Source organism: Rhodococcus sp. OAS809 (assembly GCF_040546695.1).
Lineage (GTDB): Bacteria > Actinomycetota > Actinomycetes > Mycobacteriales > Mycobacteriaceae > Rhodococcus_F > Rhodococcus_F qingshengii.
This window is the reverse complement of record NZ_JBEPOI010000002.1, coordinates 4522336-4536542: the sequence shown is the minus strand read 5'-3', so window position 1 is coordinate 4536542 and position 14207 is coordinate 4522336. Positions and strand designations below refer to the sequence as shown.

Genomic DNA, 14207 nt, shown 5'->3' with positions numbered 1-14207 from the left:
GCCTACAGCTTCGCGCTGATGAGCGGCACGATATGTTCAGCCGCCCACATCGTTCCGATCGGGCCACCGCTCGTGATTGCCCACAGAACGTCGCCACCGTCGGCGGTGCGAGGAGGCAGAGCGACCCAACGACCGGAGGACACCGCTCCCAGCGCTTGGAAGAGCTTCCCGCCGGTCAGCTTGTCGAAATCCTCCTCGCTGCCGGCGGCACTGCGGCCGATCAGCAGGAAGTCCGCATCGATGTTCTCTAGAAGTTCCTCGCCGACAGTGCTTTGGGTGACGAACTCCTGTGCACGCGGGTTCTCGGCAAAACCGAGCTCGCCCAAGAAAGTTGCCGGAGCCGAATCGGGCGCTGAAAGGTACTGCAGCCCATTGCCGGTTCCGTAGAAGATCGCCCAGGTTGCGGTCAGGCCAGTGAGTTCAGGGTTCTCCTGACGCACCTTCGCAAAGTATTGATCATGGTCGGTCACGATCTTTTCGGCTGCCTTCGAGAGGTCGAGTGTCTCGCCGAGTACGCGGATCGATTCCTTCCACGGCACGAGCATCCGCGACTTCGTGTCGGGGCTCGTCACCACCGGTGCGATGGAGGACAAACGTTCGTAGTAATCGCCCATCGACAAACCACCCAGGCCGTCGGCCCAGCCGACGGCGACGATGAGGTCAGGTTCGCTCGCGGCGATCGCTTCGACGGGAAGTGTGCCGCCCATCGCGAACTCGAAGGTGTCGAGATCCTCTGCGCCGTAAGGCAGCAAGTACGACTGGGAAGCCGACTCCTTGACCATCGACGAGGAGAGGACGGGTTTGACGCCGAGCGCGAGGAGCATTTCCGTGTCGACGGCATTGGGGACGATTGCGGCAACCCGCTCCGGGCGCTTCTCGAGAATATCTGTACCGTATGGCGATTCCAGGGTAAGCGGGTAAGTAGTCGTTCCTTCCGCAGCGGGAAGGGCGTTCCCCTCCGAACCGGGAGTGGACGCCGTTTTCGAGTTTTCGGCCGAGGCCGAGCACCCGGACACAAGGAGCGCTGCGGCGAGCGCGGCCCCTATCAGTCCGATGATCCGTGATCGTCTGGTGCGCAGGACTGTCATTTCTGCCTTTCGGTGTTATCGAGCGCTTCGGTCTTACCGAGCGATGGAGCCGGGTCAGGAATCTGTGCGCACTGTGTCGCTGCGTTTCCAGTAGCCGGTGAAATCGATGTCGGTCTTCGCAATTCCTCGATCACGAATCAAATGACGCCGAAGCGAGCGAATCGTCGCCTGTTCGCCTGCAAGCCAAGCGAATACGCGTCCGTCAGGCCATTCGACAGCACAGACCGCGTCGAGCAACAAAGAAGTAGTGCCGGGCTCCACCCCGTCGCGTGGCAACCACGTGACACTCACCCCGGGCAACTCGCGCACCGATTGAATGTGAGCCGAGTCCGCAATTTCGACGAACACATGCCCCCTGGCATCGGCAGGCAATTCCTCGAGCAGACGTGCGATCGCAGGTAGCGCCGTCTCGTCACCGACGACGAGCAGATACTCGCAATCTTCCGGGAGTCCCTGCGATACAGAGGGACCCGCGATGTGCATTCGGTCGCCCGGGCCGGCGTCGCGCGCCCAGGTGGTAGCAACTCCACCGCCGTGAACGACGACATCGACGTCGAGTTCCCTTGTTCGCGGATCGTAACGGCGCACGGTGTACGCGCGGGCAAGTGGACGGCGTCCCGCTGCGAAAGTCACACTGCCGTCGACTATCACCGGCAAGACCGGAACGGTTTCGCCAGGATAGGCGAACAACAATCGGAGGTCGTCGTCGAAGCCGGTGCTGACGAAGGCGGGCTCGGCAAAGCCGTCGGCGTTTGTGAAGGTGTCGAGCTGCGCTCCGGTGAGCGTCACTCTCCGCATGCCCGGCGTCACGTCTGTCACCCGACCTACCTCGAGTTCACGCAAGGTGACTGAGTACGCCGTTGTCGGACGGGTGTTTCGGGGCACGGAAAGACTCCTCGGAAGCGCACAGACGGGGGGTTCGACCCACGCTCGATCACGGCGGGAGGGCCATTGAATAAAGCTAGCCTGCCCTAATCGGTTACGGTTATCCGTGCGTGCCGACTTCTTACACTCATCGGTGGCTGCGTGAGAAAGCATCTGAATCGGGAGGGCATACGTGGGACCACGGTTGGTGTTCTCCGCGGGCGAAGTCCCCGAGATCCCCGCGTCCCGACTCTCCTCGATCGCGAATGCACGTGAGCCACTGCTCTTCTGGGTACACACCGGACACGCGGAACTACAGATCGGCGACCGCACCCGCAGCGTGACCGCTGGGGCGGCAACCTGGGTGCCCGCGGGAATCGCCTACAGCATCCGAGTCGACCCGGGAGCGGTCGCGTTTCCCATTCCGATGCCCGCTGCCGACCTGCCGCCCACGTTGAACCGGATCATCGATTTCGAGATCCCGGCAGCCTGGCAGGACTGGCTCGTCCACCAGTTCGCGCACAACTTGGGATTTCTGCGCGGTGGGGCGACTGTGGGAGCCGGACTACTCGAGCTTGTCGCGGGGGCCCATTCCAACGACGCCGACGCTTCGGTGTCGTACGCCCCACCGAATTTGCCACGCTCGGCCGAGACCCTCGAGATCGCTCGCACGCTTCTACGGACGCCAGCCGACGACACGGAGCTTTCCCAGTTCGCCTGGCAACTCAAGATCGGCGTCCGCACCCTGCAGCGCCGATTCACGGAGGAGACGGGGTTGCCTTTCGCGCGTTGGCGCACCTCGGCCCGGATCGCGGCAGCAATCGCATACCTGAACTCCGGCCGCGAAATCGGATGGACGGGTGGGCAGGTCGGATTCGCGACGCCCGCGGGATTCACCCGTGCCTTCCGTGAACACACCGGTGTGACACCCAGTGACTACACACGTGCAAACCAAGGCTCAGCGCCGATCCATGAGAACGAGACCTTGGCACAGAGCGTCGTACTCTTGTCCGAGGAAGGCGCCCACTCAGGCTCGGCGCCGATACCGCCGACGATTCCCGCAAGCGGAACGTGGGCCAGGGTCAACAACTTTCACGTCATCGTCTGGATCTACCGAGGCTCCGCCCGGGTCACTTTCGGCGACCGAACCTGGAATCTGAGGCGGGGCGACGCGATGTGGCTTCCCGCGGGAGTACGCAACAGCGTCGAGATCGCGGAGGGTTCGCTTCTACTTCCGCTCGGATCCCAGCCTGGCGACTCTCCCGTCACTGCACCGCCGCCACGAGTGCTGCACTTCGCGCGCGAAGCGGAGGCGTATCTGTTACACACGGTCGTTGCGAATTACACCCTTCTGCGCCCCGAAATCCATGACCCAGCGAGGATCTCGAGGCTGATCCGAAACAGCGCGGCGACGCGGACACCCGGCGGCCGAACCGATCCTGTCGAAACGATCCTTACCGCACTCCGCGCGGACCCCACCGATTCGCGCACGCTGCCGGAGTGGAGCGCTCGACTCGGCGTCGACGAGGGCCTGCTCCACAAACGCTTCGTAGCGGCCACCGGCCAGAGCTTCCCGCGCTGGCGCGGTCAGTTGCGGATGACCCTCGCCCGCGCTTATCTCGAGGAGGGCTTCTCGGCCGGAGATACCGCCCGTCGACTCGGCTACGCGCACGCGTCCGGATTCACCAAGGTCTTCATCGGTGCCCACGGCATGTCGCCCCGGGACTACCAGCGCCGCGGATGGCGGGGAACGGTCGAAGGACTCATCGACTCGTGACCTTCCGACGGATGAGTCCTTCGATCCGTCGTGTCGCCCGCCGAAACGGTCTCGAACTGGCACTACTTCCTTGACTAAATTTTCAGTCAAGGTTTACGCTCCATGCAAGCAGGACGCGGACCGGGCGCGCACGCACACAGCACAAGGAGTCACCGCAATGCAAAGACGTCGGTTCATTCAGGCAGGCGCCGCTGCGCTCAGTGGCCTCTTTTTGGCAGGTTGCGGCGATTCCGACTCAGCCTCGCGCGGGAGCGATGGCAGCAACGATCTTCGCGAGTGGGTGATGCCGGAAGAGGGGGATCCGCACAAGCGCACCTGGATGGCGTTCGGTGCCAGCGAAGCGATCTGGGGAGCAGCCCTCCTGCCCGAAGTCCAGCGCAACCTCGCGACGATCGCGCAGACCATCGCGCAGTTCGAGCCCGTCTCGATGCTTGTTCGTTCCGAGGAACTGGACTTGGCTCGCTCCCTCGTCGGCCCATCGGTCGAACTGATCGCCGCGCCTCTCGACGATCTCTGGATGCGCGACACCGGCCCCGTATTCGTGAAAGGCAACGGGACCAAAGCGGGTATCGATTTCAACTTCAACGGTTGGGGGGAGAAGCAGGATTTTGATCAGGACGGCCAGGTCGCAGCCTTCGTTGCCGCCCGTGCGGGAGTCGAATCATTGCCTACCGACCTGATCCTCGAAGGCGGCGGCATCGAGGTCGACGGCGAAGGCACAGCCATCATCACCGAAAGCTGTGTACTCAACAACAACCGCAACCCGGGATGGTCGAAGTCGGACGTCGAAGCCGAACTCGGCCCCCTGCTCGGTCTCGACAAGATCATCTGGCTACCGGGAATCGCCGGCAAGGACATCACGGACGGCCACACGGACTTCTACGCCCGTTTCGCACGCCCAGGTGTCGTGGTCGCAGGCCTCGACACAGACCCGGAGTCGTTCGACCACGACGTGACCGCACGTCACCTCGAGATTCTCCAGAACGCGACCGACGCACAGGGACGGAAGCTGGAAGTGGTGGTCCTCGAGGCGCCGGTCGCGATCAGGCCCGACTTCGAATCGGACGATTTCGCAGCCGGATATATCAACTTCTACGTATGCAATGGGGCGGTCATCGCACCCGAGTTCGGTGACCCCGAGGCCGACCAGGCCGCCAGAAGTGAATTGGAGCGCCTCTTCCCCGACCGCCGTGTCGTTCAGATCAACATCGACGCCATCGCCGCGGGTGGTGGCGGCATTCACTGCACCACCCAGCAGGAACCCGCGGACTAGAAACCTGTCCCGACCACCCTCGTAGAATTCGGACTCGTGTCGAACCGCCAAACGCAAATCTTGGAAGCAGCAGTCCGCGTCATTGCGCAACACGGCGTACGCGGGCTGAGGGTGGAGACGCTCGCTGCCGAGGCCGGAGTGTCGACGGCACTCATCTACTACCACTTCCAGAACCGTGCAGGTGTGCTGCGCCGGGCCCTCGATCACATCAACGATCGCGCCGCGCTGTACACCGAAAGCGCCTTCACGGAGACAGACCCTCGTGCGCAGCTCGAGCAGATGCTCCTGCTGGAGTTTCAGAATGCCCCGAAGATTCGAGAGAACAGCATCGCCTGGGGTGAACTCCGAGCAAGCGCAGTCTTCGCCGACGAACTGCGCGAACCGCTACGCACCACGACGCAAGAGTGGGCAGACGACGTCGAATCCTTGATCCGCCAAGCGCAGGACGCCGGACTCGCTGACCCGAAGGCAAGCCCGGCCGACGCCGCCGAGCGACTCACCGCCCTGGTCGAGGGTTTGAGTGAGCGCTGGCTGAGCGGCTCGATCCCCATCGAACGAGCCAGAGAACTGCTCACCGGCGCGATCAGTGTGGAGATCGATCCGAGCTAGCCTCTACCGCTCGCCGACGCCCTTCGATTCCGGAGACAGAGCCGGGAACCAGATGTCGGTCAGAACTTCGGCGGCCTGAATCCGCGTCACATCGATTGTCCCCTGCACGGCCCAGCGTGTGAAGAATCGCTCCAACTGACTCACGAGCAGTTCGACGCGCAACCGTGCCTCGTCGTGCTGTTCCTCCGGCCAACGGCTCAGGTACTTGGGCATGGCATTCGGTAGTTGGGTCATACCGTCTCGCGCTGTCTCGCGGAACTCCGGTTCGAGTGCCACGGCCTCGTCCCAGGCCGGCAGCAGGCGTTTGTTCTCGTCGAACCAGTCGAAGGCACGCTCCAGCCAAGCCGTGAATTCCACGCGAGAGTTCGTGTCGAGAACCCGATCGAGATCGATGTAGAAAGCGAACGCACTCGCCGCCATCCCGGCCGCGCCGATCGTCTTGAGCATCTCCACCTTGCTGGCGAAATGCACGTAGAACGTGGCTCGACTGCATCCGACGACCGAGGCGATGTCGTCGACCGTGACAGCCGCGTATCCCCGTTCCTCGAACAGAGTGCGTGCGGCGTCCACGAGTTTGGCCCGCGTCGCGCGTTTCTGCTCGTCGCGAAGTGTTCCCCGCCTGTTCTTCGGGCCGTCCGTAGTCGTGCTCACGTCGCCCACCTTGCTCGCATTTCAACCTCCTGGCAAATCACCGACTCGCCGTCACCAAAAAACATTGCGTCATTCATTGACACAACGTCAGCGAATGGCGCACTATGACTCAAGTCACTTCTCGGGCTTCGATTCTTCTTCTCGCACGCCCGAGACAGAACAGAAAGCGATGGCGAATGAGCCCCTCCCCCTTGCCGAGCGTGTGCATCATCGGCGCCGGGCCTACCGGAATCACGACGGCCAAGCGAATGAAGGAATTCGGAATACCCTTCGACTGCTACGAAGCGTCCGACGAGGTCGGCGGAAACTGGTACTACAAGAATCCCAACGGGATGTCGGCCTGCTACCAGAGCCTGCACATCGACACGTCGAAGTGGCGCTTGGCATTCGAGGACTTCCCGGTCTCCGCTGACCTTCCCGACTTCCCGCACCACTCCGAACTCTTCCAGTACTTCAAGGACTACGTCGAGCACTTCGGACTGCGTGAGTCGATCATCTTCAACACCAGTGTTGTTGCAGCAGAACGTGATACAGACGGGCTGTGGACCATCACGCGCTCGGACGGCGAAGTTCGCACCTACGACGTCCTGATGGTCTGCAACGGACATCATTGGGATCCCAACATCCCGGACTACCCAGGTGAGTTCGACGGGGTCCTCATGCACAGCCACAGCTACAACGACCCGTTCGACCCGGTCGACATGCGCGGCAAAAAGGTAGTCGTGGTCGGAATGGGCAACTCCGGCTTGGATATTGCCTCCGAACTGGGCCAGAGATACCTCGCCGACAAGCTCATCGTGTCGGCTCGCCGTGGAGTCTGGGTACTGCCGAAATATCTCGGCGGTGTACCCGGCGACAAACTGATCACCCCGCCCTGGATGCCGCGTGGTCTACGACTGTTCCTGAGTCGTCGATTCCTCGGCAAGAATCTGGGAACGATGGAAGGCTACGGTCTGCCGAAGCCGGACCACCGCCCCTTCGAGGCCCACCCCTCGGCCAGCGGCGAGTTCCTCGGACGCGCCGGCTCAGGCGACATAACCTTCAAGCCTGCCATCACCAAACTCGACGGAAAGCAGGTTCACTTCGCGGACGGCACCGCCGAGGACGTCGACGTGGTCATCTGCGCCACCGGCTACAACATCAGCTTCCCCTTCTTCAGTGATCCGAATCTGCTGCCGGACAAAGACAACCGATTCCCACTGTTCAAACGAATGATGAAGCCCGGAATCGACAACCTCTTCTTCATGGGACTCGCGCAGCCCATGCCGACGCTCGTCAACTTCGCCGAGCAGCAGAGCAAGCTCGTCGCGGCCTACCTCACCGGTAAATACCAACTGCCGTCTGCGAACGACATGCAGGAGATCACCAAAGCCGACGAGGCGTACTTCCTCGCCCCCTATTACAAGTCACCACGCCACACGATTCAGCTCGAGTTCGATCCCTACGTCCGCAACATGAACAAGGAAATCGCCAAGGGCACCAAGCGTGCTGCGGCCTCCGGAAACAAGCTACCTGTTGCCGCGCGTGCAGCAGCACATGAACTCGAGAAGGCGGATCGCGCATGAGTGTGGTGAACGGTCACTGCGACAACGAGTTCGACGCCGTCCGAGCGGCTTTCGAGGCTCAACTCGAATCCGGTGAAGAACTCGGCGGCTCCGTTGCCATCACCGTCGACGGAGAATCCGTGGTCGATCTCTGGGGCGGGTACGCCGACGAATCCCGTACCACTCCATGGGGCAGCGACACCATCGTCAACACGTTCTCCATCACCAAGACCATGACGGCCCTGTGTGCGCTCCTGCTGGTCGAACGCGGCCAATTGGACGTGTACCAGAAAGTTGCTCACTACTGGCCCGAATTTGCGGCAAACGGTAAGGAAGACATCGAAGTTCGCCACCTCCTGTCGCATACGTCTGGCGTCTCCGGTTGGGAGCGCCCGATCGAACTGACGGACATCTACGACCTCGAGGCGTCCACCGCTCGCCTCGCTACCCAGAAGCCTTGGTGGACCCCGGGTACGGCGTCGGGCTATCACGCGATCAACTACGGCCATCTCGTCGGTGAGGTCATTCGTCGCATCGACGGGCGAACTCTCGGCAGGTTCTTTGCCGAAGAGCTTTCCGGTCCACTGGGAGCCGACTTCCATATCGGCACGTCCGCAGAGCATTTCGGTCGAATCGCCACCATGGTTCCGCCGCCCGCGTTGGAGTTCGACCTGTCCACGCTCGACCAGGACAGCATCTTCATCAAGACCCTGACCTGCCCACTGCTCGACTACCCCGAGGTCAACACCGCACCCTGGCGGGAAGCCGAGATCGGCGCAGTCAACGGCCACGGCAACGCACGTTCTATCGCTCGGGTCCAATCCCTGATCTCGAACGGTGGCGTGCTCGACGGCCGGAAGCTGCTCTCGCAGAGCACCATCGACCTGATCTTCGAGATCCAAGCCGACGGTATCGATCTCGGGATCATGACACCACTCAAGTTCGGCATCGGCTACGGACTGCCACATCCGGTTACCGCGCCACTGATTCCCGACGGACGCACCTGCTGGTGGGCAGGTATCGGCGGCTCGATGCTGGTCAACGATCGGGACCGACGGATGACCTTCGCCTACGTCATGAACAAGATGGCACCGGGCCTGATCGGATCCGACCGCAGCAACGCGTACCTGAGCGCCGCATACAACTCCGAGGTCAGCTCATGAAGGCAGCCCAGCTCATGGGGCCCGGGCTCCTGGAAATCAACGACGTGCCGGTCCCGGAGGTCGGCCCGTCGGAACTACTGATTCGGGTGGGCGCAGCGGGAATCTGCCACTCCGATCTCCATCTCCTGCACTTTCCGTACAAGATGCGCGAAGAACCGCTGACTATCGGCCACGAAATTGCCGGAACGATCGAAGCCGTCGGGAGTGGCGTCGACGGCCGTTCCGTCGGAGAGCGTGGCGTCGTCTACCTCTGTTGGTCATGTGGACAGTGCCGAGAATGCGTGAGCGGCAACGAGAATATGTGCCTCGCCGCTGGACGCACCGCGATGCCGCCCTGCCCCGGGCTTGGTCCCGAAGGCGGGATGGCCGAGTACGTCAAGATCCCGGCTCGCTCATTCGTACCCATCGGAGACCTCGACTTCCTGCAGGCCGCACCTCTCGCCGATGCGGCACTGACGAGCTACCACGCCATTCGCGGTGCCCGCGAACATCTCCAGCCCGGTGCCACCGCCGTCGTGATCGGCGTCGGCGGACTCGGTCACGTTGCAGTACAGATACTTCGCGCAATCAGTGCCGTGCGCATCATCGCCGTCGATGTCGGACAGGATCAACTCGATCTCGCCAAACGTTGCGGCGCCGACATCACGCTCGAATCGGGACCGGACACCGCGCAGCACATCCTCGACCTCACATCGGCCAGAGGCGCAGAAGTCATCTTCGACTTCGTCGGTATCGACGCAACTGCACAGATGTCCGTTCAAGCGGTTGCGCCGAACGGCGCGTATCGCATGGTAGGTCTCGGAGGCGGAAACCCCGGAATCACTGCCGAAGCTGCCGGCGGACCAGGCTGGCCGTGGGGCGCATCGATCCGGAAGTCGTACGGCGGCACCAGAAACGACCTCGTCGATTCCATCGCCCTGGCACAGGCCGGTCTGGTAACGGTAGAAGTAGCCCGCTTCGACCTCGCTGATGCCCGCGACGCACTCGACCGTCTCGAACACGGCAAGGTCACCGGACGCGCAGTGCTCGTACCCTAATCTTCGAAAGGCACTTCACGTGACTACTTCCGCTGATACACAAGCATTCATCGCGTCCGTCATGGCCGGGCTGACCGGCCCCGGTGGTCCTTTCGAGATGCAAGTCGAGGATGTACTGGGCAGTTCGATGCCCGTCATGAAGAACCGCGACAAGGCACTCGGCGACGTGCTCGCTGCATCCTTCGACTACGGATCACGCGACTATCTGGTGACCAAGGACCGACGCTTCAGCTACCTCGAGCACGGCGAGGCCGTAGCAGCATTGGCGACGGCGCTGCGCGAGCGGTATGGCGTCCGCAAGGGTGATCGGGTCGGCATACTTGCTGCCAATACGCCGGAATGGGTGATGACCTTCTGGGCGGCTCAGTCCCTCGGTGCCATCGCCGTCGGATTCAACTCGTGGTGGGTGGCCCGCGAGGTGGCGTACGGCATCGATCACACCACCCCCACAGTGGTGATCGCCGACGCCAAACGCGCGCAGATTCTTTCCGAACTGAACACCGATGTTCCCGTGCTCACGATGGAAGAAGATCTACCTACCTTGATGGAGAAGTATTCGGGTTCTGCACTGCCCCGCACGTCCGTCGACGAGGACGATCCGGCCGTCATCCTGTACACGAGCGGAACCAGCGGCCGCCCCAAGGGCGCTGTTCACACTCATCGAAACGTGTTGGCCGTCATCGACTACCACCGCTACAGCGATCGCCTCGCTGCGGCGTTCACCGGCAAACCCAGCGACGGCCGACCGAGTGACTTGCGGTATCTGCTGACCGCGCCGCTGTTTCACATTGCAAGCCTGCATAACCTGGCGATCCCACGACTCGCGACGGGCGGAGCGGTGGTCATCCATCAGGGCGCCTTCGACGTCGACGAAGTCCTTTCCCTCGTCGAACGCGAGAAGGTCACAAACTGGGCGGTGGTCCCCACCATGGCAACCCGTCTCCTCGAGTACGGCAGTCTCGAGAAGTACGACCTGACCTCACTGAGCGCCTTTGCGCTCGCGTCTGCGCCGTCATCTCCGGCCTTGCAGGACCGACTGCGCGCACGACTGCCTTTTGCGCAGCACACCTTGGTCGACAGCTACGGGCTCACCGAATCCTCCACCGGCATTTCAGTTGCCACACCACCGGAACTTGCCGCGTTCCCCGGAACTCTCGGCCGGCCGATCATCGGGGTGAGCGTGGAGGTGCGCGACCCCTTCGGTGTTGCAGTCCCCGACGGCGAGGAAGGTGAGATCTGTGCGCGCAGCGCCTATGTGATGTTGGGGTACTGGAACGACGAGACCGCGACTGCAGCCGCTATCGGTCCTGATCGATGGCTCCGAACCGGCGACTTCGGAGTATTCGAGGACGGCCGACTCCGCCTGACGGGTCGCCGATCCGACCTGATCCTGCGCGGCGGCGAGAACGTCTACCCTCTCGAAATCGAGCAGACCATCGACGAGCATCCCGCCGTACTCGAATGCGCTGTGATCGGCATTGATTCGGCAGACCTCGGCCAAGAAGTTGCAGCCGTCGTCGTTTTGCGGAGTGAGGGAGCCGCCGGCGAAGAAGAACTACGCGACTACGTCGCCGAACGACTGGCTTACTTCAAGGTGCCGGTGAAGTGGAAACTGAGCACAACTCCTCTGCCCCGCAATGCAACCGGAAAAACGATACGTGCAAAGGTGGTTCTCTCATGACCTACGACGCCGTGATCAACAACGGTCTGTGGTTCGACGGCACCGGGGCCAAACCAGCTGTCCGCAATCTGGGTATCCGCGATGGGTTGGTTACTGCCATCTCCCTCGATCCACTCGACGAAACCGACTGTCCCCGTGTCATCGACGCCAGGCGCAAGTGGGTGATCCCGGGCATCGTGGACATCCACACTCACTACGACGTCGAGATCCTCGAAGGCCCGGCGCTGAGCGAATCTCTCAGACACGGGGTCACGTCGATCTTTGTCGGATCGTGTTCCCTGTCCACCATTCACGCCAGCCCCTCCGACGCGGGTGATCTCTTCGGCAGAGTAGAGGCAATTCCGCGTAAGCACGTCGTCGACGCACTCAACCGTGCCAAGACCTGGAACTCTGCGAGCGAGTATGTTGCTGCACTAGAGGCGCTTCCGCTAGGTCCCAACGTTGCAGCCTTCATCGGACACTCCGATATGCGGGCCGCCGAGATGGGACTGGATCGTGCTACCAGGAAGGACGTCCATCCCACAGACGCCGAACTCGCGTCGATGGAAGCACAGTTGACCGAAGCTCTCGACGCAGGATTCGTCGGGATGTCCAGTCAGCAATTGTTGTTCGACAAACTCGACGGCGAGACCTGCCGCTCACGCACGCTGCCGTCGACGTATGCAACCACGAAAGAACGACGCCGACTCAATGCGATCCTGCGCCGTCGGGGACGGGTATTTCAGGCCGGACCTGACCTCTCCAACCCGATGAGTACCGGAGCGATGGCGTTCTCCAGCGCGGGTATCTGGCGTAAGCGACTCAAGACGAGCATGCTTTCGGCGGCCGACATCAAGTCCAACAAGTTGGCCGTGGTGATACTCGGCCCACTGGCACACTTGGTCAATCGACTCGGCGGCGACCTGCGCTGGCAGCACCTGCCAGTTCCCTTCGAGGTATATGCCGACGGCATCGACCTGGTTGTCTTCGAGGAGTTCGGATCCGGCGCTGCAGCACTGCATCTGACCGACGAGATGGAACGCAACGTCCTCATGCAGAGCGAGGATTACCGTCGACAATTCCGCAAGGACTACGACCAGAAGTTCGGTGTCAAAGTTTGGCATCGCGATTTCTTCGACGCCGAGATCGTGTCCTGCCCCGACGAATCCCTGGTCGGCAAGAGCTTCGGGCAGGTCGGCGTCGAACGTGGCGGCCTCCACCCTGTCGATGCATTCCTGGATCTGGTCCTCGAACACGGCACGAAAGTGCGTTGGCGCACAACCATCTCGAACCACCGGCCGGAGGTTCTGGACAAGTTCGCCCAGGACAATGGCGTCCAACTCGGGTTCTCCGACGCCGGAGCGCATTTGCGCAACATGGCGTTCTACAACTTCGGCTTACGCCTACTACGACGTGTCTACGATGCCCAAAAGGTCGGCCGTCCGTTCATGACCGTCGAGGCAGCGGTGCATCGTCTCACCGGTGAACTCGCCGAGTGGTACGACGTCGATGCCGGGCACCTTCGATTAGGTGATCGCGCCGACCTGGTTGTGATCGATCCCGCTCATCTCGACGATTCGCTCGACACTTACGCGGAAAGCCCGGTTGTGGAGTACGACAACCTCTCCCGCATGGTCAATCGCAACGACCAGACCGTCACCGCAGTGTTCGTCGGCGGCGAGTACGTCTTCGGCGACGGAGAAGCAGCACCCGTTCTCGGCAACCGCCGAACCGGAAAGTTCTTGAAAGCAGGTGCCCATTAACACGTCCAGATTTGCCGGGAAAACAGCAGTCGTCACTGGAGCAGCATCAGGTATCGGTGCAGCCATCGCACTAAGGCTTATCGACGAAGGCGCACAGGTAGCTGGAATCGACATCGCTGCAGAGGGTTTGAAAGAGATAGCCTCCCAGCACGGCGGGGCCTTCCTCGCCGTTCCCACTGACGTCACCAAGGAATCCGATGTTGCCGAGGCCCTTGCCGCGGCGGCGGCGGAATTCGGCGGTATCGATCTGGCTTTCAACGTTGCCGGTGCGTCGAGGGTGGGGCAGATCGTCGACCTCGACGAGGCCGACTGGGACTTCACCATCGACCTGGTGCAGAAGGGCGTCTTCCTCTGCACCAAACATGAAGCGCGGCATATCCGAGAGCATGGTCGCGGTGGTGCGATAGTCAACGTGTCCTCATTGAACGCGCACGTGCCGAGCCCCTACGGGAGCGCATACGCGACAGGCAAAGCCGGAGTCGAGATGTTCAGCAAGAATGCCGCGATCGAACTGGCTGCGTCGGGGATCCGGGTCAATGCCGTTCTACCCGGCCTGGTCGACACGCCACTGGTCGCACCGGTCATGAACTACGAACCCGCCCGCGACATGTTTCTCAGCCGAATCCCCATGTCCCGAGCGGCAACTCCCGACGAGATCGCGGGCCCCTGCCTCTATCTCGCCAGCGACGACGCCTCGTACATCACCGGAACCAGTCTGGTCGTCGACGGCGGCTGGGAGGTCTCGAACTACCCGGATCTGACGACGCTGGGCAACTAG

The 14207-nt window shown here is 62.2% G+C and carries 12 protein-coding genes; 9 read left to right on the top strand and 3 right to left on the bottom strand.

The annotated features are described in order from the left end of the window. Positions 1-2 precede the first annotated feature (2 nt). Positions 3-1088, bottom strand: coding sequence for an ABC transporter substrate-binding protein (locus tag ABIE52_RS24070; protein ID WP_192712735.1), 1086 nt, complete (start codon positions 1086-1088; stop codon positions 3-5). A 54-nt stretch (positions 1089-1142) separates the two neighbouring features. Next, positions 1143-1973, bottom strand: coding sequence for a siderophore-interacting protein (locus ABIE52_RS24065; protein WP_192712734.1), 831 nt, complete (start codon positions 1971-1973; stop codon positions 1143-1145). A 172-nt stretch (positions 1974-2145) separates the two neighbouring features. Between ABIE52_RS24065 and ABIE52_RS24060 the strand changes: the two genes are divergently transcribed. The 3 genes from ABIE52_RS24060 (at position 2146) to ABIE52_RS24050 (ending at position 5611) form a co-directional block, all read left to right on the top strand. Next, on the top strand, positions 2146-3729 hold the full coding sequence (locus tag ABIE52_RS24060) for a helix-turn-helix transcriptional regulator (protein ID WP_192712733.1): 1584 nt from the start codon (positions 2146-2148) through the stop codon (positions 3727-3729). A 157-nt stretch (positions 3730-3886) separates the two neighbouring features. Beyond that, positions 3887-5002, top strand: coding sequence for an agmatine deiminase family protein (locus tag ABIE52_RS24055; protein ID WP_042451624.1), 1116 nt, complete (start codon positions 3887-3889; stop codon positions 5000-5002). A 36-nt stretch (positions 5003-5038) separates the two neighbouring features. Continuing rightward, complete coding sequence (locus ABIE52_RS24050) at positions 5039-5611, top strand: TetR/AcrR family transcriptional regulator (RefSeq protein WP_007730294.1); 573 nt, start codon at positions 5039-5041, stop codon at positions 5609-5611. A 3-nt stretch (positions 5612-5614) separates the two neighbouring features. On the opposite strand, the gene ABIE52_RS24045 is transcribed toward ABIE52_RS24050, so the two are convergent. Then, positions 5615-6271 (bottom strand): TetR/AcrR family transcriptional regulator, encoded by a 657-nt coding sequence (locus ABIE52_RS24045; RefSeq protein ID WP_161120519.1) that lies wholly within the window; start codon positions 6269-6271, stop codon positions 5615-5617. A gap of 167 nt (positions 6272-6438) precedes the next feature. Between ABIE52_RS24045 and ABIE52_RS24040 the strand changes: the two genes are divergently transcribed. The 6 genes from ABIE52_RS24040 to ABIE52_RS24015 are packed head-to-tail and all read left to right on the top strand — an operon-like array spanning position 6439 to position 14207. Continuing rightward, entirely contained in the window at positions 6439-7827 is a 1389-nt protein-coding gene (locus ABIE52_RS24040; protein WP_192712732.1) for a flavin-containing monooxygenase, read from the top strand. After that, positions 7824-8969, top strand: coding sequence for a serine hydrolase domain-containing protein (locus ABIE52_RS24035; RefSeq protein WP_192712731.1), 1146 nt, complete (start codon positions 7824-7826; stop codon positions 8967-8969). Before ABIE52_RS24040 ends, ABIE52_RS24035 begins: the two co-directional genes overlap by 4 nt. Next, positions 8966-10006 carry an NAD(P)-dependent alcohol dehydrogenase gene (locus ABIE52_RS24030; RefSeq protein ID WP_161120516.1) on the top strand — a complete coding sequence of 347 codons (1041 nt, stop codon included), beginning with the start codon at positions 8966-8968 and terminating at the stop codon, positions 10004-10006. The genes ABIE52_RS24035 and ABIE52_RS24030 overlap by 4 nt, the downstream gene beginning before the upstream one ends. Positions 10007-10025: 19 nt before the next feature. Beyond that, positions 10026-11687, top strand: coding sequence for a steroid-24-oyl-CoA synthetase (gene casG, locus ABIE52_RS24025; protein ID WP_161120515.1), 1662 nt, complete (start codon positions 10026-10028; stop codon positions 11685-11687). Further along, positions 11684-13429, top strand: coding sequence for an N-acyl-D-amino-acid deacylase family protein (locus tag ABIE52_RS24020; protein WP_054826743.1), 1746 nt, complete (start codon positions 11684-11686; stop codon positions 13427-13429). Before casG ends, ABIE52_RS24020 begins: the two co-directional genes overlap by 4 nt. Further along, positions 13419-14207 carry an SDR family NAD(P)-dependent oxidoreductase gene (locus ABIE52_RS24015; protein ID WP_030536188.1) on the top strand — a complete coding sequence of 263 codons (789 nt, stop codon included), beginning with the start codon at positions 13419-13421 and terminating at the stop codon, positions 14205-14207. The genes ABIE52_RS24020 and ABIE52_RS24015 overlap by 11 nt, the downstream gene beginning before the upstream one ends.